This is a genomic window from Cobetia sp. ICG0124 (genome assembly GCF_004006355.1).
GTDB lineage: Bacteria > Pseudomonadota > Gammaproteobacteria > Pseudomonadales > Halomonadaceae > Cobetia > Cobetia marina.
Genome location: NZ_CP024893.1, coordinates 2692291 through 2717539, shown reverse-complemented (window position 1 = coordinate 2717539; position 25249 = coordinate 2692291). Strand labels below are relative to the sequence as shown.

At 63.8% G+C, this 25249-nt stretch carries 20 protein-coding genes and 2 pseudogenes; 8 read left to right on the top strand and 14 right to left on the bottom strand.

Going from position 1 to position 25249, the window contains the following annotated elements; genetic code table 11:
- Positions 1-9: 9 nt before the first annotated feature.
- Both CU110_RS12750 and CU110_RS12745 read left to right on the top strand, forming a co-directional pair.
- On the top strand, positions 10-546 hold the full coding sequence (locus CU110_RS12750) for an HPP family protein (RefSeq protein WP_169477178.1): 537 nt from the start codon (positions 10-12) through the stop codon (positions 544-546).
- 228 nt (positions 547-774) lie between these two features.
- Positions 775-1755: pseudogene (locus CU110_RS12745) on the top strand (DEAD/DEAH box helicase); the annotation flags it as partial.
- A gap of 459 nt (positions 1756-2214) precedes the next feature.
- Here CU110_RS12745 and CU110_RS12740 read toward each other — a convergent pair.
- Positions 2215-2781: a hypothetical protein gene (locus CU110_RS12740; protein WP_240499589.1), complete on the bottom strand. Its 567-nt coding sequence runs from the start codon at positions 2779-2781 to the stop codon at positions 2215-2217.
- Between the two features lie 59 nt (positions 2782-2840).
- On the bottom strand, positions 2841-3800 hold the full coding sequence (locus CU110_RS12735; RefSeq protein ID WP_084209272.1) for a TatD family hydrolase: 960 nt from the start codon (positions 3798-3800) through the stop codon (positions 2841-2843).
- A gap of 272 nt (positions 3801-4072) precedes the next feature.
- Between CU110_RS12735 and CU110_RS12730 the strand changes: the two genes are divergently transcribed.
- Entirely contained in the window at positions 4073-6010 is a 1938-nt protein-coding gene (locus tag CU110_RS12730) for an ATP-binding cassette domain-containing protein (protein ID WP_084209271.1), read from the top strand.
- A gap of 7 nt (positions 6011-6017) precedes the next feature.
- Here the strand turns inward: CU110_RS12730 and CU110_RS12725 are convergent, their stop codons facing one another.
- The 3 genes from CU110_RS12725 to CU110_RS12715 form a co-directional block, all read right to left on the bottom strand.
- Positions 6018-6470 carry a universal stress protein gene (locus tag CU110_RS12725; RefSeq protein WP_084209270.1) on the bottom strand — a complete coding sequence of 151 codons (453 nt, stop codon included), beginning with the start codon at positions 6468-6470 and terminating at the stop codon, positions 6018-6020.
- Positions 6471-6670: 200 nt separating this feature from the next.
- Positions 6671-7117 (bottom strand): transcriptional regulator SlyA, encoded by a 447-nt coding sequence (slyA, locus tag CU110_RS12720; RefSeq protein ID WP_077371363.1) that lies wholly within the window; start codon positions 7115-7117, stop codon positions 6671-6673.
- 178 nt (positions 7118-7295) lie between these two features.
- The gene (locus tag CU110_RS12715; RefSeq protein ID WP_077371366.1) at positions 7296-8408 is read right to left on the bottom strand and encodes a DUF5924 family protein; all 1113 of its coding nucleotides are present in this window, start codon (positions 8406-8408) and stop codon (positions 7296-7298) included.
- A 423-nt stretch (positions 8409-8831) separates the two neighbouring features.
- Here CU110_RS12715 and fadB point away from each other — a divergent pair, with 423 nt between their 5' ends.
- The 3 genes from fadB (at position 8832) to CU110_RS12700 (ending at position 13391) form a co-directional block, all read left to right on the top strand.
- Positions 8832-10982, top strand: a complete 2151-nt coding sequence (fadB, locus tag CU110_RS12710; protein ID WP_077371369.1) for a fatty acid oxidation complex subunit alpha FadB — start codon at positions 8832-8834, stop codon at positions 10980-10982.
- A 94-nt stretch (positions 10983-11076) separates the two neighbouring features.
- The gene (gene fadA / locus CU110_RS12705; protein WP_084209268.1) at positions 11077-12255 is read left to right on the top strand and encodes an acetyl-CoA C-acyltransferase FadA; all 1179 of its coding nucleotides are present in this window, start codon (positions 11077-11079) and stop codon (positions 12253-12255) included.
- Between the two features lie 203 nt (positions 12256-12458).
- Positions 12459-13391 carry an amidohydrolase family protein gene (locus CU110_RS12700; protein ID WP_077371374.1) on the top strand — a complete coding sequence of 311 codons (933 nt, stop codon included), beginning with the start codon at positions 12459-12461 and terminating at the stop codon, positions 13389-13391.
- 52 nt (positions 13392-13443) lie between these two features.
- On the opposite strand, the gene CU110_RS12695 is transcribed toward CU110_RS12700, so the two are convergent.
- From CU110_RS12695 to leuS, 4 genes are read right to left on the bottom strand one after another with little or no spacing between them, the layout of a single operon-like run.
- The gene (locus CU110_RS12695; RefSeq protein WP_127736237.1) at positions 13444-13794 is read right to left on the bottom strand and encodes a DUF6482 family protein; all 351 of its coding nucleotides are present in this window, start codon (positions 13792-13794) and stop codon (positions 13444-13446) included.
- Between the two features lie 42 nt (positions 13795-13836).
- Positions 13837-14895, bottom strand: coding sequence for a DNA polymerase III subunit delta (holA, locus tag CU110_RS12690; RefSeq protein ID WP_077371377.1), 1059 nt, complete (start codon positions 14893-14895; stop codon positions 13837-13839).
- Positions 14896-14923: 28 nt separating this feature from the next.
- Positions 14924-15442: an LPS assembly lipoprotein LptE gene (gene lptE, locus CU110_RS12685; protein ID WP_127736234.1), complete on the bottom strand. Its 519-nt coding sequence runs from the start codon at positions 15440-15442 to the stop codon at positions 14924-14926.
- Between the two features lie 54 nt (positions 15443-15496).
- The gene (gene leuS, locus CU110_RS12680) at positions 15497-18097 is read right to left on the bottom strand and encodes a leucine--tRNA ligase (RefSeq protein WP_084209266.1); all 2601 of its coding nucleotides are present in this window, start codon (positions 18095-18097) and stop codon (positions 15497-15499) included.
- 406 nt (positions 18098-18503) lie between these two features.
- On the opposite strand from leuS, the gene CU110_RS12675 reads away from it, so the two are divergent.
- Complete coding sequence (locus CU110_RS12675) at positions 18504-18965, top strand: zinc ribbon-containing protein (RefSeq protein WP_346427140.1); 462 nt, start codon at positions 18504-18506, stop codon at positions 18963-18965.
- On the top strand, positions 18965-20254 hold the full coding sequence (locus CU110_RS12670) for a tetratricopeptide repeat protein (RefSeq protein WP_127736228.1): 1290 nt from the start codon (positions 18965-18967) through the stop codon (positions 20252-20254). The genes CU110_RS12675 and CU110_RS12670 overlap by 1 nt, the downstream gene beginning before the upstream one ends.
- Here the strand turns inward: CU110_RS12670 and CU110_RS12665 are convergent.
- From CU110_RS12665 to CU110_RS12640, 5 genes and pseudogenes are all read right to left on the bottom strand, one after another.
- Complete coding sequence (locus CU110_RS12665; RefSeq protein ID WP_077371390.1) at positions 20207-20959, bottom strand: YdcF family protein; 753 nt, start codon at positions 20957-20959, stop codon at positions 20207-20209. The two genes, CU110_RS12670 and CU110_RS12665, sit on opposite strands and share 48 nt — an antisense overlap.
- Before the next feature lie 15 nt (positions 20960-20974).
- Positions 20975-22453 (bottom strand): apolipoprotein N-acyltransferase, encoded by a 1479-nt coding sequence (gene lnt, locus CU110_RS12660; protein ID WP_127736225.1) that lies wholly within the window; start codon positions 22451-22453, stop codon positions 20975-20977.
- 3 nt (positions 22454-22456) lie between these two features.
- On the bottom strand, positions 22457-23365 hold the full coding sequence (locus CU110_RS12655) for a transporter associated domain-containing protein (protein WP_077371396.1): 909 nt from the start codon (positions 23363-23365) through the stop codon (positions 22457-22459).
- Positions 23366-23493: 128 nt separating this feature from the next.
- Positions 23494-23936: pseudogene (gene ybeY / locus CU110_RS16320) on the bottom strand (rRNA maturation RNase YbeY).
- Positions 23926-25113 (bottom strand): PhoH family protein, encoded by a 1188-nt coding sequence (locus CU110_RS12640; RefSeq protein ID WP_240665576.1) that lies wholly within the window; start codon positions 25111-25113, stop codon positions 23926-23928. Before CU110_RS12640 ends, ybeY begins: the two are co-directional and overlap by 11 nt.
- Positions 25114-25249 lie beyond the last annotated feature (136 nt).

Sequence of the window (25249 nt, the reverse complement as noted above, 5' to 3'; positions counted from 1 at the left end):
ACTCGCACGATGATCAAGCCTTATCTGACCAAGATGCGCGGAGGCCCGCTCAAGCGTGGCAAGCCGCATGTTGCCGATGCCCTGTGGTCCTGGCTGGGGGCCTTTCTCGGCATGGCGTTGATCGGCTGGATGTCATCACATTATCTGGCGGTCAGCACCTTGCTGCTGGTCGGCTCCTTCGGGGCGACCTCGGTACTGCTCTACGGTGCGCCGCATAGTCCGCTGGCGCAGCCGCGCAATGTACTGGGCGGCAACCTGTTGTCGGCGCTGGTCGGCGTGGCCTGCTATCACTGGCTGGGCGATGGCTGGCTGGCAGCCGCCATGGCAGTCTCGGTGGCACTGCTGGTGATGCAGCTGACGCATACCCTGCATCCGCCGGGCGGCGCCACGGCCTTGATCGCGGTGATCGGCGGTGAACCCCTGCATGCGCTCGGCTACTGGTATGCCTTGCTTCCCGTCGGTCTGGGGTGCCTGGCCATGCTGGTGCTGGCGGTATTGATCAACAACCTGGCGCGTCATCGTCGCTATCCGCTGCACTGGCATTGAGTCATCAGGGGCCACCACCGGGCGCGTGCTTCTGCAGTCGCCGGCGGAAGGTGATAGACTGGGTCATCGCCTGACGCGAGCGACTGGCAGCAGTCCGCCGAGGTCCCCCAGACCAACGCCTTCTTCACTGTGCCTGATACGCCTCGCTCTCTCTCCCGGCACGTGCCCGGCCAGGCGCCATTCCTTAATGATCGACCAGCACGTGGCCGGTCAGCCGAAGAGATATTGATGACTGAGACTACTGCCAACTCCATCCCGGCTTTTGCCGCCCTGGGGCTGTCCGCTCCTGTTCTGAAAGCGATTGCCGAGATGGGCTATTCCACGCCGTCCCCGGTGCAGGCGGGTGCGATTCCTGCCGTGCTGGAAGGTCGTGACGTGATGGCTGCCGCGCGCACCGGTACCGGCAAGACTGCCGGTTTCGCCTTGCCGCTGGTCGAGCGCCTCTCAAACGGCGCCCCTGCAGGCGCCCGCAAGATCAAGGCCCTGATCGTCACGCCGACGCGTGAACTGGCCGCGCAGATCGACGAAAACGTCACGGCCTACTCCCGTCACCTGAAGCTGCGCAATGCCGTGGTGTTCGGTGGCGTGAAGATCAATCCGCAGATCAGCCGCCTGTCTTCCGGCGTCGAGATCCTGACCGCCACACCGGGTCGCCTGCTGGACCTGCACTCCCAGAAGGCCATCGATTTCTCGGATCTCGAGACGCTGGTGCTGGACGAAGCGGACCGCATGCTGGACATGGGCTTCATCCACGACATTCGCCGCCTGCTCAAGCTGCTGCCGACCAAGCGTCAGACGCTACTGTTCTCCGCGACCTTCTCGGACGAGATTCGCGGCATGGCCAACAAGCTGCTCAATGATCCGGTCGCCGTGGAAGCCAGCCCGCGCAACACCACGGCCGAGAAGGTCGAGCAGCATATCCATACCGTGGAGAAGAGCCACAAGCCTTCGCTGCTCAAGCATCTGATCCTCAAGGAAAACTGGCATCAGGTGCTGGTCTTCACGCGTACCAAGCATGGGGCCAACCGTCTGGCGACCAAGCTCGAGAAGTCCGGCATCAGCGCCGCGGCGATTCATGGCAACAAGAGCCAGAATGCCCGTACCAAGGCATTGGCCGGTTTCAAGAACGGCGAAGTGCGCGTGCTGGTTGCCACCGATATCGCGGCACGTGGCCTGGATATCGAGCAGCTGCCGCAGGTCGTGAACTACGAACTGCCCAATGTCCCGGAAGACTACGTTCACCGGATCGGACGTACCGGTCGCGCCGGTGCCAGCGGGCGTGCCATCTCGCTGGTTTCCAGCGATGAGCGCAAGGAGCTCGGCGGTATCGAACGTCTGCTCAAGGGCAAGCTCAAGCGTGTCGAAGTGGAAGGTTTCGTGCCGGAAGTCGACGTCGAGCCGGAACGTGAGCCGCGTCAGCCGCGTGGCGGCCAGCGCTCTGGCGGCCAGCGCACTGGCGGCCAGCTGGCGGCCAGCGCACTGGCGGCCAGCGCACTGGCGGCCAGCGCCCTGGCGGCAAGCCTGCCGGTGAAGGTCGTGGCAATGGTGGCCAGCGCTCTGACGGCCAACGTAATGGCGGCCAGCGCACTGGCGGAAGTCGTGAACCAGAACGCCCCGACAACTACCGGTTGTCGGGGCGTTCTGCGTTTCAGAGATGGCGGAAGGAAATCAGACGTCTTCTTCCCAGTCGATCTCATAGTCCGGGCCTGTGCCCTGGATGTCTTCATCGCCACGCACACCGTCACCGCGCAGGCGGGTGTGGATGGCCAGCATCACCATCACCTCGTTGTCCGGTCGGAAGGGCTGCAGCCCCTGCTCGAACAGCATGTTGTTGCGCTCGCGTGCCCAGTCGCCGGGGGATAGTTCCGGGTAGAGGCCCTCGGCAGGAGCAAACTCGATGAAGGGGTCCATGTTGTAGGCATCGAACAGACGCGCCAGCGCCTGTTCGTCATCCATGACGCCGGTGGTATAGAGCGTGGTCTGGTAGTAGTCCTGCTCCAGCTCCTTGAGCACGTCGAGAGGGCTGACGCCGAAGCTTCTCAGGTCATCCAGGCTGTAGTCGCCCAGTTCCAGCATTTCCCCATCCAGCCATTCATCGTCAGGCTGAATCAGGACATGCTTCATCTGCCCATCGGGCAGGGCCCAGGCGATGGCCAGGGGCAGGCTTGAGTCCTCGCCTGTCTCGACGGCGATGAAGGCGGGGAAGTCGCCTGTTTCAGGTTCGTATTCGTGCATTGTCGTGTCCAGAGCAGGGAAGCGTGCAAAGAAGGGCGTGCAAGGGAAGGCGTGCCGTGTCAGGCCGCGGGCAGGCGGAAGAAGCGGGTGGCAGTCGCCGTGGTGGCCTGCGCCAGCGCTTCCATCTCCATGCCGCGCAGGGCAGCGACCTCGGCCAGAATCCAGACCAGCAGCGAGGGTTCGTGGCGGCGTCCCTTGAGCTTGGCGGGCAGATTGCGTGGCACCAGATAGGGGCAGTCGGTTTCCAGCATCAGGCGTTCCAGCGGAATCTCGCGACACAGGCTGCGCAGGTGCTCGCCGCGGCGTTCATCGCACAGCCAGCCGGTCAGCCCGATATGCAGGTCGAGATCCAGATAGCCATATAGTGTCTCACGCTCGCCGGTGAAGCAGTGCACGACCGCGTGGCTGATGTCATCCCGCCAGTGCTTGAGCATCTCGAGCATCTGTCGGCCGGCGTCACGTTCATGCAGAAACAGTGGCAATCCTGTCTCGGCGGCAAGGGTCAGCTGGGCCTCGAAGGCGCGAGCCTGCTCGGCGGGCGTGGAAAAGTTGCGATTGAAATCCAGGCCGCATTCGCCCACCGCGACCACTTCCTGCTGGGCCAGCAGCTCCCGGATACCGCGCTCGACACCATCGTTCCACTGGCTGGCATCATGCGGATGCACACCGGCGGTGGCAGAAAGGCCACGATAGCGCGCCGCCAGCGCCTGAGCCTCACGCGAGCCGTCCAGGCTGGTGCCGGTCAGGATCTGCTGGCTGACGCCCGCCGCGCGAGCTCGCAGCAAGGTGCCCTCGATGTCCTGAGCATAGCTTTCATGGGTCAGGTTGACGCCGATGTCGATCAGCGGCGTCGGGCTTGCGAAGCGCAGCGCCGGCGCCAGCCGTGTCAGGGCCGTCTGGCGCTCGCTGTCATCGAGGGACAGGTCGGCGCACAGGTCGGCAAGCGAGGTCTCGCTCAGTTGCTCCGGGTCATAGCAGGGCAGCGCTGAGGGATCAGCATGGGGAGGAAGCGCGGACATCGAACACCCTTGAGTCACGGGGGAGGGAGAAGGAACACGGCAGTGAAAGGTTGGCAATGCCAGGCGCACGACGTGCTTTCAAGTGGTCGGCCATTCTACCCAAGCCGCCGATGTCTTTCAGCCCTTGCGGTGTCTTCCATCGCCTGTACGCTGCGCCTCGGGTAGAATGGCGTCATTCTCCGGCGCGCGTCGCTGGCGGCGGCCTGTCCGCCTGACTCCCACTTCCTCCGCGGCCTTCCCGGCCCCGGACCCGTCACGAGTTGCTGCTGCACATGGCATTGTTACGACTGGAAAATCTACAGCTGGCCTATGGCCATCACGTTCTGCTCAATGGGGCGGATCTTGTCGTCGAGCGCGGCGAGCGCCTGGCGCTCGTCGGCCGCAATGGTACCGGCAAGTCGACCCTGCTCAAGCTGATCACCGGCGAGTTCCAGGCCGATGCCGGTGAGCTGTGGAAGGCGCCGGGCCTCAAGATCGGTGTGCTCTCCCAGGATCTGCCGGCGGCGGAAGGTCGCACGATCTTCGATATCGTTGCCGAAGGCCTGCCGCAGGCAGGTGCGCTGCTGGCGGAATACCATCACCTGATCAGTGATCCGGAACCGGACCTCAAGCGTCTCGAGCACGTGCAGGTCGCGCTGGAAAGCGTCGATGGCTGGCAGTTCCAGCAGCGTATCGATACCGTGCTGACCCGCCTGGGCCTGCCGGAAGACACCATGATGGAAGATCTCTCCGGTGGCTGGCGTCGGCGTGTCGCGCTGGCGCGTGCGCTGGTATCCGACCCGGACCTGCTGCTGCTCGATGAGCCGACCAACCATCTGGATCTCGATACCATCGCCTGGCTGGAAGAGCAGGTCGCGGCCTTCTCCGGCGCCGTGCTGTTCATCACCCACGACAGGGCCTTCCTCAAGCGCCTGGCGACCCAGATTCTGGAGCTGGACCGTGGCCGCCTCGGCCGTTATCCGGGCGATTACGCGGCCTATCAGGCCCAGAAGCAGCACGAGATGGATGTCGAGGCCAAGGAAAACGCCGAATTCGACAAGAAACTGGCCCAGGAAGAGACCTGGATCCGCCAGGGCATCAAGGCGCGCCGCACCCGTAACGAAGGTCGCGTGCGCGCGCTGGAGAAGATGCGTGATGAGCGTGGACAGCGTCGTGAGGTGCAGGGCCGTGCGCGTATCGCCGTCGATTCTGCCGAGCGCAGCGGCAAGCGCGTCGTGGAGCTGGAAAATGTCAGCTATCGCTACGACGAGGCGCAGGGCAAGTGGGTCATCCGTGACCTGAGCGTCGAGATCCAGCGCGGCGACAAGGTCGGCCTGCTGGGGCGCAACGGCGCGGGCAAGACGACGCTGCTGCATATCCTGCTGGGTCAGCTCGAGGCCAGTGAAGGCAAGCGCATCGAAGGCACCAAGCTTCAGATCGCCTACTTCGATCAGCTGCGCAAGGGCCTGGACATGGAAGCCACCGTCTACGACAACGTGGCGCGCGGCAGCGACCGTGTCACGGTCGGCGGGCGTGACATGCACGTGATGAGCTACCTGCAGAACTTCCTGTTCACGCCGGACCGCGCGCGTCAGCCGGTGCGTTCGCTGTCAGGGGGCGAGTCCAATCGCCTGCTGCTGGCGCGTCTGTTCACCATGCCGGCCAACGTGCTGGTGCTGGATGAGCCGACCAACGACCTGGATGTCGAGACGCTGGAGCTGCTCGAGGAGCTGCTGCTCGACTTCGACGGTACCGTGCTGCTGGTCTCCCACGACCGTGCCTTCATGGACAACGTGGTCACCAATATCCTGGCCTTTGAGGGCGACGGGATCGTCAAGCCGTATGTCGGGGGCTACAGCGATTGGATACGTCAGGGCGGGCATCTGCCGCCGGCACCGTGGGAAGTCGAGCGTGAGCGCGAGGAAAAGCACCGTCGTGAGGCGCAGGCCGAGGATGAGCGTCGCAAGCGTGAGGCCGCCCAGGCGCAGCAGGCCCCCAAGAAGGTCAAGCTGCCCTACAAGTTCCAGCGCGAGCTGGATCTGATTCCGGCGACCATCGAGACGCTGGAAGCGGAGATCGCGACGCTGGAAGCCGAGATCGCGGCGCCCGAGTTCTACACGGGGGATGCCAAGGCCGTGAAGACGACGCTCGAGAAGCTCAGCCACAAGCAGCAGGTGCTGGAAGAGACGATGGAGCGCTGGATGGAGCTTGAGGCCATGCAGGAAGGCTGAGCCGGCGTCATTCTTCGCTGTCATCTGCCCCCACTCGGACGGCCAGCACATCACACCGGGCACCATGCAGGACACCAGTGGAGGTGGAGCCCAGCAGCAGGGCGAAGCCATGGCGACCATGTGAGCCGACCACGATCAGATCCACGTCATGTTCCGCGGCAAAGCGATGAATCTCGCTGTCCGGCATGCCGACCACGACATGCTGATCTTCAGGCGCGATACCGTGTGGCGTGGCGATATCCCCCAGTCGCTCACGGGCATGGGAATCCAGCTGATCCTGAATGCTGGTCAGATCCATCGGGATGTCCCCGCCATAGGCAAAGCCCAGTGGCTCGAGGGTATGCATGATGGACACCTTGGCACCATTGCGCTTGGCGATGGGCAGTGCGCGTTCCAGTACCAGGTGGGAATCCTTGGTCAGATCGACAGCGACCAGTACATGCTTGTATTCGTTGCTCATCCTGAATTCCTCCCGTAGAGGTGGGCCATTCGAGTGGCGTCGTGCACCTGCTTCCATGCTAGGCTTGCCGACCCCCGGAAGACAATGACTTGCATCAACGTATTGCCAGTGCGCCAGGCGCAACCCCCCGAAAAAAGCCCCCGTCGAGTCACTCGATGGGGGCTTTTTCCTTTCCAGCTGGCGTATCCGGACACGCTCGCTCAGGCGCTTTCCGGCACCTTCTCGGAGATTTCCAGGCCATTGCGTTCCATGACGCGCAGGCATTCGCAGAATTGGTCGACCTGCTCCGGCGTGAGCCCCTCGAGCATCTCGATGCGGGTCTGCTCGGCGATGGCATCGATCTTCTCGATCAGCGGCAGTGCCTTGTGTGTCAGGAAGATGCGCTTGGTGCGGCGGTCTTCCTCACAGGCGCGGCGTTCCACCAGTCCCTGCTCGCTGAGCTGATCCAGCGTGCGTACCAGAGACGGTGCCTCAATGCCGATGGAGCGTGCCAGATCACATTGTGGCTGGCCGTCTCCGAGTCGCCACAGGTGTACCAGCGTCATCCAGCGGGTTTGTGTCAGCCCAAGCGGGGACAGTCGCTGGTCCAGGATGGCGCGCCATAGGCGCGGCAGGCGGGAAAGCTTTAGCCCGATATCTTCATGCATGGGTATGTCGTCCACAGAGTGCAAAGGATGAGTGGGCTTTTATCCTGGCACCCCTCGGTGCCGCCCTTGTCCTCAGCATGCTAGGCAGCCTGGATAATTACAAGCCTGCGAACGAATTTTACGCCCAAGGTCGAGTAACCGAGGGTTCACGCTTCAGGGTCACTCACGTCGCGAAGCGTTACAGGCCCGGAATCAGGTTGGTGATCCGCCAGCCGGGGATGCCCGCCGGCCGTGCCAGGCTGCTGTCCGCGAAGGTGGCTACCTGCGGATCATCACTGACGAGGAAGCGCAGACTGCCGATGCGTTGCCCGTTCATGGTCTCGACATCGATTTCCCATTCCCCCTCGCTGCCCTTGGGGAAGGCCGTCTTGTGTGTCCATGCCCGATAACCTTCCTTGCGACCGCCGTTGATGTTCAAGGCGATGCGATCCACCACTTCTCCGTCATGTCGCCAGACGTGATAGACCTTCTCCGACAACCCGCGTGGGGCGCGAATGGCCGTGTAGGCGTAGAGGCCTCTGGCGGAGAGTTGCGCTGGGGTCAGATGCATCTCGCCCCGCGGTGTCCGCGCCGCGGTGTCGAAGTCCGGCGAGAGGCTGCTGGCGTTGATCCAGAGCGTGGCAGGCGGAATCCAGGCGCGTGCCCCCCATGCGCCCACCCCCAGCATCACGCTGATGCCGATCATCGCCAGGCCACCGACCAGCCCGCGGGCAATCCGCAGGTTGGCGACACTGGGCAGCGCGAACAGGCTCATCGCGGCACACGCAGCCAACAGACTCTCGCCGGTGGTCAGTTCCAGCAGCAGGGGCAGGGTGACCAGTACCACGACGAATACGCACAGGGCGTGGAAGCCGAAGTACAGCCAGCGATGGCGCTCGGCCAGTCGGTAGTAGAAGGGGTCGAGTATCGACAGCAGAGTCGCGCCGCACAGCAGCAAGGTGAAGCCTGCCTGGCCACTGGCCCAGTCGGTCGTCGCCAGAAAGAACGGCAACGTGAAGCACAGGGTCTCCTGCTGGATCAGCTGCGCCACGAAGGTGGCCAGCTTGCGGGGCAGGGCATTCTGGCCGCGATGACGGCGCAGACGGCTCCACAGGCCTTCGGCGATCAGGATCAACCAGGCCAGCATCATGCCCAGCGCCAGCATGCCACCCAGCCATTGCTGACGATTGACGAGGAAGAAACTGCAGATGCCCGCAGCGAAGCCGATGGGAGGCCATAGCCAGTGCCAGCGCTTGGTGCGTTCGACGATGCCGGTCAGGCGCAGATACAGGGCGGTGAGAGTGCTGCTCATGAAAGCATGATATCGGTGTGGCCTTTGAGAGCCTGCTGGAGGGCAAGGATATGCCGCTGCCAGCCTGCGTGTCGGGAAAGCGCCAAGAGTAACGCGACTGCCTTTCCGGGTGTAGCGTCGATCTTTGCCCACACCCGCTGTCGATGTCAGGCGCCAGAGACAGGAACCGGCATGGAGACAGCCCCGGACCCCCGACCTTTCGCTAATGTCCGCAGGCTTGATCTTTGCCCGTCTCTGGCCCAAGCTGGCTGTATTCAAACGCTTGTATGAAGCGCTGTGGCGAGAGATGACTCTCCTGCGGCGCCTCTGGAAGCTTCGAGTCCGGCGAGGCCGGTTGCCAGCGCACCCATGGCAGAGACCAATGGCAGAGACCATCCTGCGCCTGACAGCCCCTTCACCCCTTTCTCTTGTGGAGATCCGTGGATGATCTATTCAGGCAAAACGCTATCCGTCGAGGCCAATCAGGACGCCATCGCCCTGTTGACCCTCGATCTTGAAGGCGAATCGGTCAACAAGCTGGCCAGCTACGTACTCAAGGAGCTGGGGGAGGCGGTGGAGGCCATCAAGGCGACGGCCGACCTGAAGGGGCTGGTCATCCGCTCCGCCAAGGAAGCGTTCGTGGTCGGTGCCGATATCACCGAGTTCCATCAGATGTTCGAGAAGGATGAAGCCTTCCTCATCGACATGAACATGACCGTCCATGGCATCTTCAATGCCATCGAGGACCTGCCGTTCCCCACCGTCACCGCCATCAATGGGCTGGCGCTGGGCGGTGGCTGCGAGATCACCCTGACCACCGACTTCCGCGTCATGGCGGACAGCGCGAAGATCGGCCTGCCGGAGACCAAGCTCGGCATCATTCCGGGCTGGGCGGGCTGCGTACGTCTGCCGCGCCTGATCGGGGCGGACAATGCCATCGAATGGATCTGTGGGGGCACCGAGAATCGCGCCGACAAGGCCCTGGCAGTCGGCGCCGTCGATGCCGTGCTGCCGGTGGCCGAGCTGGACGCGGCGGCACTCGACATTCTGGCGCGCGCCAATGCGGGTGAGCTGGACTACATGGCACGGCGTCTCGAGAAGACCTCGCCGCTCAAGCTCAATGCCATCGAGCAGATGATGGCCTTCGAGACCGCCAAGGGCTTCGTGGCAGGCAAGGCCGGCCCGCACTATCCGGCGCCGGTGGAGGCCATCAAGGTCATCCAGAAGGGCGCGGGCGAATCGCGTGAGCGTGCCCAGGCCATCGAGGCCAAGACCTTCGCCCGGATGGCGCTGACCGACGTGGCCTTCAATCTGGTCGGCCTGTTCATGAACGATCAGGTGGTCAAGAAGAAAGCCAAGGGATACGAGAAGCAGGCGAGCAAGATCCAGCAGGCTGCCGTACTGGGTGCCGGCATCATGGGCGGTGGCATCGCCTATCAGAGCGCCAGCAAGGGCACGCCGATCCTGATGAAGGACATCAATGGCGAGGCCATCGAGCTTGGCCTGAAGGAAGCGCGCAAGCTGTTCGGCAAGGGCGTCGAGCGCGGCAAGCTGACCACCGAGAAGATGGCGCAGGGGCTGTCCAACATTCGCCCGACGCTGTCCTATGGCGATTTCGGCAACGTGGATCTGGTCGTCGAGGCGGTGGTCGAGAACCCCAAGGTCAAGGCGTCGGTGCTGGCCGAGCTCGAGGACAACGTGGCGGATACCACCATCCTGACGTCCAATACCTCGACCATTTCCATCACGCGTCTGGCGGAATCACTCAAGCGTCCCGAGAACTTCTGCGGCATGCACTTCTTCAACCCGGTGCATCGCATGCCGCTGGTGGAAGTCATCCGTGGCGAGAAATCCAGCGACGCGGCGATCGCCGCGACCGTCGCCTACGCCCGTCAGATGGGCAAGACACCGATCGTCGTCAACGACTGCCCGGGGTTCCTGGTCAACCGCGTGCTGTTCCCCTACTTCGGTGGCTTCAGCCTGCTGGTCGAGAAGGGCGCCGACTATCAGCGCGTCGACAAGGTGATGGAGAAGTTCGGCTGGCCGATGGGCCCGGCCTACCTGCTGGATGTGGTCGGCATGGACACTGCGGTCCACGCCAATGCGGTGATGGCCGAAGGCTTCCCGGATCGCATGGCGCGTGAGGGCAAGACCGCCATTCAGGTGATGTACGACAACAAGCGACTGGGTCAGAAGAACGACCTGGGCTTCTATCGCTATGAGGAAGACCGCAAGGGCAAGCCGAAAAAGCTGCCTGATGAAGCGGCGCAGGCACTGGTCAGTGAAGTGGTCAGCGAGACGCGCGAATTCTCCGATGACGACATCATCGCGCGCATGATGGTGCCGCTGTGCATGGAAACCATCCGGTGTCTGGAAGATGACATTGTCGGTACGCCGGCCGAGGCGGACATGGCCTTGATCTACGGCATCGGTTTCCCGCCGTTCCGTGGTGGCGCACTGCGCTACGTCGATGCCATGGGCGTGGCAGAGTTCGTCGCGCTGGCCGACAGCCTGGCCGATGAGCTGGGGCCGCTGTATCGCCCGACCGAGGCACTGCGTGAGCGCGCCAAGCGCGGCGACGCCTTCTACGCCTGAGCCTCTGATTGCTGAGCACACCCAAGTGGGGCCAGCACTATCCGACCAGAATTTTCGGCTCTCGCGACAGCGAGGGCCATGAGGGAGCCAGACAATGAATCTGAATTCGAGAGATGTGGTAATCGTCGATGGCGTGCGCACTGCCATGGCCAAGGCCAAGAATGGGGCCTTCCGCCACGTGCGCGCCGAGAACCTGTCCGCCGCGGTGATGCAGGCGCTGTTCGACCGCAACCCCGGCCTGGTGCCGGCAGAGGTCGATGACGTCATCTGGGGCTGCGTCAACCAGACCCTGGAACAGGCCATGAACATCGCGCGCAATGCCGCCATCATGACCGGCATCCCGCGCAGCGTGCCGGCGCAGACGGTCAACCGGCTGTGTGGCTCCTCGATGAGCGCGCTGCATATCGCCACCGCCAACATCAAGGCCGGCATGGGCGACTTCTACATCATCGGGGGTGTCGAGCACATGGAGCACGTGCCGATGGCGCATGGGGTCGACGTCAACCCGGCGGCCAGCAAGCACGCGGCCAAGGCCGCGATGATGATGGGCCTGACCGCGGAACTGCTCGGCAAGATGCACGGCGTGAGTCGTGAGCAGCAGGATGAGTTCGGCGTGCGCTCTCACCAGCGTGCCCAGGCGGCCGCCGATGAAGGCCGTTTCGATGACGAGATCATCGGCGTCGAGGGCCATGATGCCGAGGGGCGTCGCGTGATGGTGACCCGTGATGAGGTCATCCGTGGCGATGCCAGCATGGAATCGATGGGCAACCTCAAGCCGGTGTTCGATCCCAAGGGCGGCACCGTGACGGCGGGTACCTCCTCCGCACTTTCCGTGGGTGCCTCGGGCATGGCGGTGATGAGTGCCGAGCGCGCCGAAGCGCTGGGTCTCAAGCCCATCGCCCGCGTACTGTCCACCGGTGTGGCCGGGTGCGATGCCTCCATCATGGGCTATGGACCAGTGCCGGCCTCCAAGCAGGCACTCAAGGCAGCGGGGCTGACCATCGACGATATCCAGACCGTCGAGCTCAATGAGGCCTTCGCGGCGCAATCGATTCCTGTGCTCAAGGACCTCGGCCTGCTGGAGCGCGCCGACACGGCGGTCAACCTCAACGGCGGCGCCATCGCGCTGGGGCATCCGCTGGGCTGTTCCGGCTCGCGTATCTGCACCACCTTGCTCAACGTCATGAAGCAGCAGAACACGCGCCTGGGGCTGGCGACCATGTGCATCGGCATGGGCCAGGGCGTCGCGACGGTCTTCGAGCGACTCGACTGAACGTCAGCGGCTTCGGTCAGCGCCTTTCGTCAGCGATCAGGCCTCGCTGATACCTCAAGCGGCATGTCTTCGGACATGCCGCTTTTTCGTCGGCAGGCTTTTGTCTGGAAACGAGAAGGGCGGCGCAGTATCGTGGCAGTGGGCGATTAAGCGTGACGTCGCCCCGGGCTTGATGATCGAGGTTACGCGAGGGAGTCGCATCGATGGATTGGAACCATGTCGAGCAGGATCTGCCGTGTGCGGCACCGCCACGCCCCCTGCCGCATCCCCTGACGTTCCGGCTGCCTCCGGGCAGCATTGATTGCCACCTTCATGTGTTCGGCGATCCGGTGCGTTATCCGCTGGCGGAAGACAGGACCTACAACCCTGCCGAATTCGGGCTCAAGGACGCGCTGGAAATGCACCACGCGCTTGGCGCCCGTCATGGCGTCCTGATCCAGCCAAGTGTCTATGGCTATGACAATCGCCTGCTGTGCGACAGCCTCGAGAACTGTCGTGAGCGCGGGCTGGATTATCGTGGCATCGCCGTGGTCTCGCCCGAGATCAGTGATGCAGAGCTTGAGCGGCTCTCCAGGCTGGGCGTCTGTGGGGTGCGCCTCAATCTGATCTTCTCCGGCGGGCTGCGCTGGCGTGATGTCGTGCTGCTGGCGGACCGTCTGGCCCGCTTCGACTGGCATCTGGAATGCCTGATCGATGTCTCGACCTTCCGTGACATGGAGGCACGGCTCGGCAGTCTGCCGGTGCCGGTGGTGATCGACCACATGGGCCACCTCGCGGCTTCACGGGGGCCGGAATGTCCCGGTTTCACCGCGCTGTGTCGGATGCTCAAGCAGGGACGTACCTGGGCCAAGCTGTCGGCGCCATATCGACTCACCACCCGGGGACGCCTGCCGTATTCCGATGTCACGGCACTGGCGCGGGCACTGGTTTCCGCCAATCCCGAACGCGTGGTGTGGGGCAGTGACTGGCCGCATCCGCATATCGGGGTCGAGATGCCGGAGGAGGACACGCTGGCGGAATTGATGCAGCGCTGGCTGCCGGAGCGCGAGATGCGCGAGAAGATCTTCCGCGACAATCCACGCAAGCTCTATGGATATCCCGCCTTCGTGAAGTCGAAGGTCGAGGAGGCGCACTGAGCGCGGATCGAGCGCCCACGTGAGTCACAGGGGCGTGCCGCAATGACAGAAGCTACAGCGTCTTGAACGCCACACGCGTGCCATGGGCCAGCAGGCTGGCATTGTCGACCGGAGTGGTGGGGAGGCCGATCATCTCATCCTGCACTTCCGCCCAGGTCTGCACGCCATGCGTCAGCCCCAGCGGCAGCAACAGGCGACTGATCCACTGCGTGCCGGTGAAGCGCAGGGACTGGCCGTCTTCATCGACCAGACGACTGATGCCGTCGGCATGATGCAGGCGCACCAGATACAGCCCCTGATCCAGCGTCTGGATCTCCACGGTCAGCGTGTTGCCTTCGGCGAGCCATCGACGCAGGGTCTCGACACTGACGCCTTCGCCAAGCAACGGGGGTGTCATCTGCATGGGATCTCCCTCGTGTCAGAGGCACGTCGGACCGTGCCAGGATCACCCCACCTTGTAGGCATGAGGCAGTTCGGCCAGCGGGCCGCGTCCACCGGCGAGCGTCAGGGCGAGATCCACCATCCCGTCCCAGATAGGCAGCGTCATTCCGCCCTTGATCGCCATGTCGAGTCGCTGCGAGAACAGCAGCAGCTTGTGCAGACGCTTGTGGGGCAGACGATTGAGCGCCTGTTGATAGAAGGGACGTCGCTTGTCGAAGATCATCGGTTTCTGCGCCTTGCAGGCATGCTCGAAGCTTTGGCCTTGATCGAGGTGCTGACGCAGCGAGAGCAGGGTGCGCAGCTCGCGCGTCAAGGCCCACAGGATCACCGGCGGCTCGACCCCTTCTCCCCGCAGACCCAGCACGATACGCCCGCTGCGCTCGATCTCGCCCTTCAGGCAGGCATCCGCCAGCGTGAAGACATCATAGCGGGCATTGTCCTCGACCCCCTGGGCGATGGCATTGCCATCCAGGCGTGCGCCCGGCGGGTGCAGCAGCGCCAGCTTCTGCAGCTCCTGGTCCGCGGCCAGCAGATTGCCTTCGATGCGCTCGGCCAGCAGCCGGGCGGCGTCCTGATTCAGTTCCAGGCCATGCAGGCGGGCGCGATCACGAATCCAGAAGCCGAGGCGGGAATGATCCACCGGCCAGACCGCGATGAACACTCCCACCTTCTCGAGCGCCTTGAACCACGCCGTCTGCTGCACCTTGCGGTCGAGGCGTGCGGCGGTGATCAGCAGGATGTCGCCATCCTTCTCGATGCGCTCGGCATAGGCCTTGAGCACCTTGCTGCCTTCCTGGCCGGCGCTCTGGGTGCCCAGGCGCAGCTCGATCAGCTTGCGCGAGGCGAACAGTGACATGCTGGCGGCAGATTCGGTCAGACGGCCCCACTGGAAACCGTTCTCGACGTGAAGGACTTCCCGCTCCTCGACGCCGGCCGCACGCGCCGCGCGCCGGATGGCGTCGCAGCTTTCCTGATGGATAAGAGGCTCGTCGCCCGCCACGATATAGACCGGAGACAGGCGCTTGTTGAGTTGCTCTTCCAGCTTGTCGGGATAGACCTTCATGAGTGTCCTTCGATCCTGCACGGGGAGTTCAGGGGGTGATGGCGCGCAGGCGGTCCATCAGCTGACGACTCAGCTCACGATCATTCTGCTCACCGGCACGTTCACGCACGTCATCGGTGTTGAGCAGGTTGTCGTCGTTGGTGTAGTAGTCGCTGCTGGCTTCCAGCTCCTGCTGGTTGGCCAGGTAGGCACCGTCCGACTTGCGTTGCAGCGAGTAGACGACACGATAGGTCAGCTCGCGCTTGATGCTGCCTGCATCACCAAAGGTGATCTGATGGACGTCTTCATTCAGCTTGCCCAGATTCAGGCGCAGTGGTGCATCATCGCTCAGGCGGATGTCGGCCTGCTTGAGCGCTTCGCGCAGCGCGTCGTGGGTATCGGTGTTCGGTGCCTGGACATCGAGTTCGGTGATGGCCATCGGCGTGGCGTCGTAATCGCGCAGCTGGAAGCCACAGCCGCTCAACGTCAGCGCGACGCCGACGCCAATGGCCGCCATCAGGCGGCGTGATGCGTCCACTGATGCACTGTTGGAATTCGCCTGCGTCACCGTGACCTCCTGTCATGAACGAGTGTCATGAATGTCCTGCGAGAGCGCTGCATGTCAGTTGGCGACGATGTTGACCAGCTTGCCCGGTACCACGATGACCTTGCGCACCGTCTTGCCATCGGTGTGCTTGGTGACGTTGGCATCTGCCAGGGCAGCAGCCTCGATGGCATCACGGTCGGCATCGGCGGCGAAGGACAGACGCGCCCGCAGCTTGCCGTTGACCTGCACGACCAGCTCGATGCTGTCCTTCTTCATCGCATCCCTGTCCGCGACCGGCCAGCTGGCGTCGATCACGGCTTCCTCGTGGCCCAGTGTCGCCCACAGCGAGTGGCTGGCATGCGGGATGATCGGTGACAGCAACAGCACGCAGGCCTCGACGGCTTCACGGCTGACGGCCAGGCCCTGCTCGGAGGCGTCCTCGAAGCGGCTGATGGCGTTGACCAGCTCCATCACGGCCGCGATGGCGGTGTTGAAGGTGGTACGGCGGCCGATGTCATCGCTGCACTTGGCGATGGTCTCGTGCGTCTTGCGACGCAGCGCCTTCTGGTCATCGTTCAGGCCTGCCACGTCCAACGCGGCCGGGGTGCCGGCAGCGACGTGCTCGTGAACCAGGCGCCAGACACGCTTGACGAAGCGATGCGCGCCCTCGACACCGGAATCGGACCACTCCAGCGACTGCTCGGGCGGTGCGGCAAACATCATGAACAGACGTACGGTGTCGGCGCCGAAGCGGTCGATCATCGACTGCGGGTCCACGCCGTTGTTCTTGGACTTGGACATCTTCTCGGTGCCACCGATCTCCACCGGCAGGCCATCGGACTTCAGCACGGCCTTGATGGCACGGCCCTTGTCGTCGGTCTCGACGTCCACGTCCAGCGGGTTGAACCAGTCGCGGCCGCCTTTCTCGTTGATGCGGTAGTAGGTATCCGCGACCACCATGCCCTGGGTCAGCAGCTGCTTGAACGGCTCATCGCTGTCGACCAGGCCGAAGTCCCGCATCAGCTTGTGGAAGAAGCGCGAGTAGAGCAGGTGCAGGATGGCGTGCTCGATGCCGCCGATGTAGTAGTCGACCGGCAGCCAGTAGTTGGCGCGCTCGTCCAGCATGGCCTCGGCATTGTCCGCGCAGCAGAAGCGCGCGTAGTACCAGGAGGACTCCATGAAGGTGTCGAAGGTGTCGGTCTCGCGCTGCCAGCCATCGCCCAGGTCACTGAAGGACGGCATCTTCTTGATCGGCGAACCGCCGGAGGCGTCGAATTCGACTTCCAGTGGCAGCTCGACCGGCAGCTCGTCGTCGGTCAGCGGGATGGATTCGCCATTCGGACCATTCTTGACCGGAATCGGCGCGCCCCAGTAGCGCTGACGCGAGACGCCCCAGTCGCGCAGGCGGAAGTTGGTCTTGACCTCACCACGGCCCTGCTCGACCAGACGTGCGGCGATGGCATCGAAGGCGCTCTCGAAGTCGAGCCCATTGAAGTCGCCGGAGTTGATCAGCACGCCGTGCTCGGTGAAGGCGGCGTCGCTGACGTCAGGCGCGTTGCCGTCGGCATCGGCGATCACGGCTTCGATGGGCAGGCCGTACTTGGTGGCGAATTCGTGGTCGCGCTCGTCGTGGGCCGGCACGGCCATCACGGCACCGGTGCCGTATTCCATCAGCACGAAGTTGGCGACGTAGACCGGCACTTCACGGCCCGTCAGCGGATGGATGGCCTTGAAGCCGGTATCCATGCCGCGTTTTTCCATGGTTGCCATGTCGGCTTCGCTGGTGCCGCCACGCGCGCATTCGGCGTTGAACTCGGCAAGCTCGGCATTGTGCTCTGCCGCGGCCTTGGCCAGCGGGTGAGCGGCGGCGACACCGACGTAGGTCACGCCCATCAGGGTGTCCGGACGCGTGGTGAAGACGGTCAGGGATTCCTGCACCTGGCTTGCCTCGGCATCGAGGCCGAAGCTGAGCTCGACACCCCGCGACTTGCCGATCCAGTTGCGCTGCATGGTCTTGACCTGTTCCGGCCACTCGACCTTGTCGAGGTCGGCCAGCAGCTCTTCGGCATAGTCGGTGATGCGCAGGAACCACTGCGGGATTTCCTTGCGCTCGATCAGCGCGCCGGAGCGCCAGCCACGGCCGTCGATGACCTGCTCATTGGCGAGCACGGTCTGGTCCGCCGGGTCCCAGTTGACGATGGAGCTCTTCTTGTAGACGACTCCCTTCTCGACCAGCTTGGCGAAGAACCATTGTTCCCAGCGGTAGTATTCCAGGTCACAGGTCGCGAACTCACGGCTCCAGTCGTAGGCGAAGCCCAGCGCCTTGAGCTGATCGCGCATGTAGGCGATGTTCTCGTGGGTCCACTTGCCCGGCGCGACGTTGTTCTTCATCGCGGCATTTTCCGCCGGCAGGCCGAAGGCATCCCAGCCCATCGGCTGCATCACGTTCTTGCCCTGCATGCGCTGGAAGCGCGAGATCACGTCACCGATGGTGTAGTTACGCACGTGCCCCATGTGCAGCTTGCCGCTGGGGTAGGGGAACATCGACAGGCAGTAGAACTTCTCGCGGTTGGCATCTTCCACCGCCTTGAAGCACTGATTTTTCTCCCAGTACTGCTGGGCAGCCTGTTCGATCTGGTCGGGAGCGTACTGTTGAGACGTATCCTGTGAGTCCATCGGGTCCGTTGCTACCTTGGCGTTGGCCTGTACCTGTCCAAGCGGGCAGGCAGGGCGTGAAGAGATGGGCGGTCCGCTTGGCAAGGCCGCCACTGTCAGCGATGGGGTCAAGTCTACCCCAGACGCCAGGCCTCAGGTAGGGGAGGCGACTGCCATGGCCCTCCCGCAGACCGGGAGACGCTGATGATACAAGGAGAGTCCATGAGCCAACCACGTGAACCCCGTGATCCGCACGATCCCGCCAGTGCCACGATCCCGCCAGTGCCACCACGTCCTCGCATGACAGCGGCTTTGAAGATACCCCGATGCCCTCCCGCCCTCCCGCCAGCCGCAGGGCGAAGGGGAAGGACGTCTCGGCGATGCCTATGGGCGAATCCTGACGCGTCTGGAAGACAGCAGCGGCGAGTTGTCCTGGGAAGGGCTCAAGGTCGAGCTGGATGAAGCGGTGAAGTTCGAGGCCGAGGTCGAGGAGTTCACCCGCGACGAGCTGGCGCTGCTGCGTGCCTGGGTCGAGCGGGACATGCAGGAATTCCGTCGCCACCTGGCGGCCGGTGGCGAAGGGGTCGCCAGCTGGCTGGGGATTGATCTCGACGTGCTGTCGCGCAGCGTCAGTTCCGCGCTGATGTCCATCGCGGATCGCACCGTGGTGGACCGCGCGCACTTCGAGGAAGACCTCGAGGCCGCTCGCGCCGACTACACCAGTGGAGAAGTCATCGCGCCGGGGCTGCTGCACTGCGTGCATTGCGAGGCCATCACGACCTTGACGCGCCCCAGCGTACTGGAGCCCTGCCATGCCTGTGGGCACCGTTTCTTCGCACGCGGGGCGCCGCAACCCGCGCCATCAACCGATGCGGACCCCCGGGACTGATGGCGACACCGCACGACTGGTTCCTGCCAGCGCATCAGGAGTGGACGGCAGGGCATCGCGCCCGAGCCGTCCAGTGCATGATCGCGCATTTCAATCAACAGGCTCGCCCGCGTGCCGCGGGCCTCTTCAAGCAGGTGTCCTACTACCTGTTCCTGCTGGGGGATTATCGCGCTGCCGGTCAGATACTCGGCCAGGGTTGTGATGAATGCCCCGAGGATGAAGAAATCTCCCTCAATCGGGTGGTATGCCTGTCGCGGGCGGGTGATGCGTCAGGGGCCATCGCCGCTGGGCAGAGGCTGGTCGATGGAGGAAGCCGCAATCCGGTACTGTTCGATGCATTGGCCTCCTGCTGTGCACGCCTGGGGCGCCATGCTCAGGCACGTGGCTTCGGCAGTCGCGCATTGGAGCTCAAGGATGTCGCGTACGGAGACCAGCCGCTTGCCAAGGACTGGGCATTGCCCTCCAGAGCCCCATCGGCGGTGGCAGCCGGCAAGCGGCGAGTGCTGTCCTATGGTCTCTGGGGCCAGGGGCCGCGTTATCTGAATGGCATGTTGCATAACCTGTTGCTGGCACCGGTGCTCTACCCGGGCTGGCAGGTGCGGCTGTATCACGACGACAGTGTGCCAGAGGATTTTCTGGACATCGCCCGGCAGCTGGACGCCGAGCTGGTGGAACGCCCGAATACCGACTCACTCAGACAGCGGCTGTGCTGGCGATTTGCGGTCGCGGATGATCCCGGCGTTGGCTATTTCCTGGTGCGGGACTGCGACAGTGTCATCAGTCTTCGCGAGGTACGAGCCGTGCAGATGTGGCTGACATCCGGGCGTTTCTTCCATGTGATGCGGGATTGGTGGACGCATACCGATCTCGTGCTGGCGGGACTCTGGGGAGGTATCGCCGGGGTGCTGCCCTCGATGGAGGGGATGCTGGCGGACTGGAGTCCCCGGCAGGTGGAAACCCCGAACATCGATCAATGGTTTCTCAAGGAGCGCGTCTGGCGCTATCTGCGTACCAGCCTCATGAGCCATGACCGCTGTTATTCGCTGAAGGTGAACTCGCGCGCCAGCCTGGCGTTTCCCGATGATGTGCTGGGTGAGCTTCCCGCGGGCAATGCCCATGTCGGATGCGATGAATGGACGCGGGACCCGGCTTTCCAGCGTCGCCAGCTGGGGCCCTGGCTCAGGCAGGCCAGCTGGATGCAGGACAGCCCGTCGTGTCTCTGGTCGGTGGCCTCGATGCGTCTAGCGACCCACCAGCCAGCCGATCCACTCGTGCAGTGCCCAGCGTGACTGGGTCAGCGCGGAGCTGTTGGGAATCCAGGCATCGATTCCCAGCCCGGAGACGGTGGTGTATCCCACCGGGGCCGGAATGATGGTGCGGAAGCCCTGATTCTGGAAGTTGCGCATCGCGCGCGGCATGTGCCAGGCACTGGTGACCAGCACGATCTTGTTGATGTCGTCTTCCTTGAGCATCTCGCGAGTGTAGCGCGCATTCTGCTGGGTATTCTCGCTGCGGTTCTCAAGCCAGCGCGCCGGGTAATCGAATTCATCGATCAGCGAGCGCTGCATCAGTTCCGCCAGGGTGCCATCGTCCGATGACGAGACCTTGCCGCCGGTCAGCAGGATCGGCAGCTCGGCATTGCGCGCGACCCGCACGCCTTCGTCCAGCCGGCTGAGCGTCTCGCCGTTGATCCGGTCTCGTCCCTGCAGCTCCGGCGCATTGTAGTAACGGCCACCGGACAGCACGACCACCGCCTGAGCCTGAATCCATTCCGCCGGTGCACTGGGCTGAATGCGCTCAAGCCCGGCCATCAGGCGTGTGGAGACGACCGGTGACGCCAGGAGCCACATGCCAAGAATGGCCAGTGCCATCAACGCCCGCGCCAGAGTCGGCCAGCGCTTGAGGATCAGCATGGTCAGGATCAGCAGCAGCAGCGGGCCGCCGGGTGGCAGTATCAGGTCCTTGATGATGCCGAGAAACTCGGTGAAGCCCATGATGGTCTCGCTTGTTCAGAGGCGCTGCCGAGCATCACGGCGTGCCGCCAGACGTTCACCGATGCCCAGCATCAGGCTCGGTGCCAGCAGCAGGCCCACCAGAATCCATATCGGCAGCAGTCCGAAGCGCATCCAGGGCGTCATGCCCAGCTGCAGGCGGATGTCGCCGGTGACGGTCGCCTCCTCGAACTGCGGGGCGCGGGCAATGATCTCCCCCTGTGGCGAGATGATCGCCGTCACCCCGTTGCTGGTCGCGCGCAGCAGGAAACGTCCGTTTTCCAGTGCGCGAATCTGTGCCATCTGCAGGTGCTGGAGTGGCCCGATGGAGTGACCGAACCAGGTGTCATTGGACACGGTCAGCAGCACGGTCGAGCTCAGCGCCCGCTGGCGAACCAGCTCCGGATAGACGATCTCGTAGCAGATGGCGACCCCGATACGCAGCCCGCTCACGAACAGCGGTTCCTGCTGACTGTCGCCTGATTGCATGCTCGACATCGGCAGGTCTAAGAAGCCGATGATGCCACGCAACCAGCTCTCCAGCGGCACATATTCTCCGAAGGGCACCAGATGTTCCTTGCGATACTGGGCCGAAGGGTCATCGATGGGGATCACGCTGTTGAAGAAGCGGTTGTCGGCGTCGCGCTCGACGATGCCGGTGATCAGCCCGGTCTTGGGAGGCAGCGTCGCCTGGATGCGTTCCAGGAAGGGTTCGGCCTGATCGCGCAGCATCGGCAGTGCGGTTTCCGGCCACACGATCAGGTCGGCATCGTCCTGCACGGCACGGGTCATCGCGGCATAGGTATTGGCCGCGCGTCGCTGGCCCTCGGCGCTCCACTTGATCAGCTGCGGCAGGTTGCCCTGCAGCAGCGCGACGCGTGCCGGCTCTCCGCCGGGATGCGTCCAGCTGGTCGGCAGCAGCAGACCCGCCCCCCATAGCACCACCAGTGGCACGAGGGTCAGCCAGCGCCGCCTGAGTGCCAGGTTCCACAGCAACGCACCGGACAGCGCGATGATCAGCGAGACGCCGTAGACCCCGAGTATCGGCACCCAATTGGCCAGCGGCGACCCCACCGCACTGTTGCCCAGCAGCAGCCACGGGAAGCCGGTGAAGGCCCAGGTGCGAAACAGCTCACTGATGACGAAGACGGCAGCGAACGACAGCACGTCCAGCTGGCGTGAGCAGAAGCGTTGCCACAGCCCCATCCACAGCATCGGGAACAGCGCCATGGTGGAGACGAACAGCATCGTCAGCAGCACGGCCAGCGGCATGCCGGTATAGCCGTAGTCATGGATCGAGACATAGACCCAGCTGGCGCCACTGCCGAACAGACCGACGCCATACCACCAGGCGCGCAGGAAGCCACCGCTCGGCATGCGCAGGGCGCCGTAGAGCAGCCCCGCACCCACCGGGCCCAGCCACCATTGCTCGAAGGGGGCGAAACTCAGGGTGATCAAGACACCGGCGATCAGAGCCAGCAGGTGGCCCAGCGCCATGGGTCACTCACCGCTGATGTGCGCGCGATGCTCAGCGGAGGGCGGGGCATCACCGGTGGCATCTTCCAGGCGGCAGACCTGCACCTGGCGAATGCGACGGTTGTCGGCATTGAGCACGGTGAAGCGCCAGCCGGCGAAGTCGGTCGACTCCTGGCGACGTGGCATGTGACCGAAGCGCTGGATCATCAGACCGCCGATGGTATCGAACTCTTCATCCGGGAAGTCGGTGGCGAAGTGCTCGTTGAAGTCCTCGATGGTGGTCAGGGCGCTGACGGCGAACTGGCCGTCGCCCAGCTCACGGATATCCTCATCCTCATCGGTGTCGTGCTCATCCTCGATGTCGCCGACGATCTGCTCGAGAATGTCCTCGATGGTGATCAGGCCCGCAGTGCCGCCGTATTCATCGATGACCACCGCCATGTGATTGCGGGTCTCGCGGAATTCCTTGAGCAAGCTGTTGAGGCGCTTGGACTCCGGGATGAACATGGCCGGACGGATGGCTTCGCGTAGATCGAAGCGCTTGCGCTCGCTATCGTTCTGCAGGATCAGCGGCAGCAGGTCCTTGGCCAGCAGGATGCCGAGCACCTCGTCGAGGTTCTCGTCGATGACGGGATAGCGGGAATGCGCCGATTCGAGGATCAGCGGCAGGTACTCCTCAGGACGCTGATCGACCTGGATGGCCTGCATCTGGGAGCGGGGGATCATCACCTCGCGGACTTGCTGGTCACTGATTTCCAGCGCGCCCTCGATGATGGCAATCGCATCCTGATCGAGATTGAGGCGTGGGCCTACCTCGGTCAGGAACTGAAGCAGCTCACTGCGGGAGCTGGGTTCGTCGGTGTCGCTTGAGAAGGCGCCGAACAGCTTATCGAGCCAGGATTTCGAATGGCTTCCCGATCGGTCTTCGCTCATGCGTTAGTTTCTCTTTTCCTCGGTGGCGATACCCCATCGTCGTGGGGGTATCGGGGCTGCCGGGTGACGCCTGGACGAACCAGGCATCACCCGACGGCGGGTGCTGCCGATGCGAAAGGGCATCGGCATCATTGATTCTCTTCCCGGTAGGGGTCGGCAATGCCCAGCCCTGCCAGCACGTCACGCTCGAGGGCTTCCATATGCTCGGCGTCATCGTCCTCGATATGGTCATAACCTAGCAAGTGCAAGGTGCCATGCACGAGCATATGGGCAAAATGGTCCTCGAGGGACTTGCCCTGAGCGGCCGCTTCCCGCGCCACGACGTGTACGCTGATGACGAGGTCGCCGAGAAAGCGCCTTCCTCGGCGAAACGCTCCGCCAGTTCGGCCGGCAGGGCGAAGTCGTCGAGATCCAGTGGCTCATGCGGAAAGGACAGCACATTGGTGGAGGAATCCTTGCCGCGATAGTCGCGGTTGAGCCCGCGGCTTTCTTCCTCTTCCACCAGGCGCACGGTCAGCTCGTAGGGGGTGTCATCCGCCTCGCCGTCACTCTGCAGGGCGTCATCGGCCATGGCCCCTGCCAGCGCCGCGGCCACCCAGGCCTCGAGCTGATGGCTCGCCGGCAACGGCTGGCCATCGATCTCGCTCTCGGTGACAGCGAGTTGCAGGTCCACGACCACGGCAGTTGCCTGGCTCACTGAGCACCCCCGGCGGCGTGCTGCCCTGGGCATTGAGTGCCGCCATGCGCGCTTCGCGCTCGGCCTGGCGCTTCTCGCGACGCTCGCCTTCCTGCTTCTCTTCCTCGGCCTCGAAGCTGTCGTAGGCCTCGACGATGCGCTGCACCAGCGGGTGACGCACCACGTCCTTGGCGAGGAAGCGGGTGATGCTGATCCCGGGAGTGTCCTTGAGCACTTCCAGCACGTGCGCAAGGCCCGACTGGGTACCACGCGGCAGGTCGACCTGCGAGACATCCCCGGTGATGACGGCGGTGGAGCCGAAACCGATGCGCGTCAGGAACATCTTCATCTGTTCGCGCGTGGTGTTCTGGGACTCATCGAGAATGATGTAGGCATTGTTGAGCGTCCGGCCACGCATGTAGGCCAGCGGGGCGATCTCGATGATCTGGCGCTCGATCATCTTGTTGACGTGCTCGAAGCCGAGCATCTCGTAGAGGGCGTCATAGAGCGGGCGCAGGTAGGGGTCGATCTTCTGGGCCAGATCGCCGGGCAGGAAGCCGAGCTTCTCGCCGGCCTCGACCGCAGGACGCACCAGCAGGATACGGCGCACTTCCTGATTGTTGAGCGCTTCCACCGCAGCGGCGACGGCCAGATAGGTCTTGCCGGTACCGGCCGGGCCGATGCCGAAGTTGATGTCGTGGTTGCGCATCTCGGTGACGTAACCCTGCTGGTTGAAGCCGCGCGGGCGGACCAGCACCTTGGGAGTACGAATCACCACGTCGCCGTAGCTGACGTCCTGGTCTTCCGCGGCTTCCACCAGTGCCTCGACACCGGATTCCTGCAGGAAGAGATGGACGGTCTCGGCATCGACTTCCCCGGCACCGGTCTCGCGATAGAGGTGCTCCAGCACGTTGGCTGCGGCCTTGACGGCAGCCGAGGGGCCGGCGATCTGGAAGTCGTTGCCGCGGTTGCGCAGGGTGACACCGAGTCGGGATTCGATCAGCTTGAGGTGCTCGTCGCGCTGACCGGTCAGGCTGGCCAGACGCTGTGGGTCTGCCGGCTCGAGCGTCATGTTGAGAATGCGATTGGCTTGCTGGGGCTGGTGGCTCAAGGCGTCGAATGTCCTGATGCAGGTGAATGAGAAGAGCTTAATGCGCGATGGCCGTACAGGGCAATTGTCCTGTACGGCCAACGTGGCTATCCGCTGG

Bases quoted from the DNA above. Each gene is read 5' to 3' on its own strand.
- CU110_RS12695 (WP_127736237.1), bottom strand. From the start codon at position 13,794: ATGCAGATGACACCCCCGTTGCTTGGCGAAGGCGTCAGTGTCGAGACC.
- CU110_RS12640 (WP_240665576.1), bottom strand. From the start codon at position 25,113: ATGACGCTCGAGCCGGCAGACCCACAGCGTCTGGCCAGCCTGACCGGT.
- CU110_RS12740 (WP_240499589.1), bottom strand. From the start codon at position 2,781: ATGCACGAATACGAACCTGAAACAGGCGACTTCCCCGCCTTCATCGCC.
- leuS (WP_084209266.1), bottom strand. From the start codon at position 18,097: ATGGACTCACAGGATACGTCTCAACAGTACGCTCCCGACCAGATCGAA.
- CU110_RS12735 (WP_084209272.1), bottom strand. From the start codon at position 3,800: ATGTCCGCGCTTCCTCCCCATGCTGATCCCTCAGCGCTGCCCTGCTAT.
- CU110_RS12655 (WP_077371396.1), bottom strand. From the start codon at position 23,365: ATGAGCGAAGACCGATCGGGAAGCCATTCGAAATCCTGGCTCGATAAG.
- CU110_RS12750 (WP_169477178.1), top strand. From the start codon at position 10: ATGATCAAGCCTTATCTGACCAAGATGCGCGGAGGCCCGCTCAAGCGT.
- holA (WP_077371377.1), bottom strand. From the start codon at position 14,895: ATGAAGGTCTATCCCGACAAGCTGGAAGAGCAACTCAACAAGCGCCTG.
- slyA (WP_077371363.1), bottom strand. From the start codon at position 7,117: ATGCATGAAGATATCGGGCTAAAGCTTTCCCGCCTGCCGCGCCTATGG.
- CU110_RS12715 (WP_077371366.1), bottom strand. From the start codon at position 8,408: ATGAGCAGCACTCTCACCGCCCTGTATCTGCGCCTGACCGGCATCGTC.
- CU110_RS12665 (WP_077371390.1), bottom strand. From the start codon at position 20,959: ATGGGCTTCACCGAGTTTCTCGGCATCATCAAGGACCTGATACTGCCA.
- CU110_RS12700 (WP_077371374.1), top strand. From the start codon at position 12,459: ATGGATTGGAACCATGTCGAGCAGGATCTGCCGTGTGCGGCACCGCCA.
- fadA (WP_084209268.1), top strand. From the start codon at position 11,077: ATGAATCTGAATTCGAGAGATGTGGTAATCGTCGATGGCGTGCGCACT.
- CU110_RS12725 (WP_084209270.1), bottom strand. From the start codon at position 6,470: ATGAGCAACGAATACAAGCATGTACTGGTCGCTGTCGATCTGACCAAG.
- CU110_RS12670 (WP_127736228.1), top strand. From the start codon at position 18,965: ATGGCGACACCGCACGACTGGTTCCTGCCAGCGCATCAGGAGTGGACG.
- fadB (WP_077371369.1), top strand. From the start codon at position 8,832: ATGATCTATTCAGGCAAAACGCTATCCGTCGAGGCCAATCAGGACGCC.
- CU110_RS12730 (WP_084209271.1), top strand. From the start codon at position 4,073: ATGGCATTGTTACGACTGGAAAATCTACAGCTGGCCTATGGCCATCAC.
- lnt (WP_127736225.1), bottom strand. From the start codon at position 22,453: ATGGCGCTGGGCCACCTGCTGGCTCTGATCGCCGGTGTCTTGATCACC.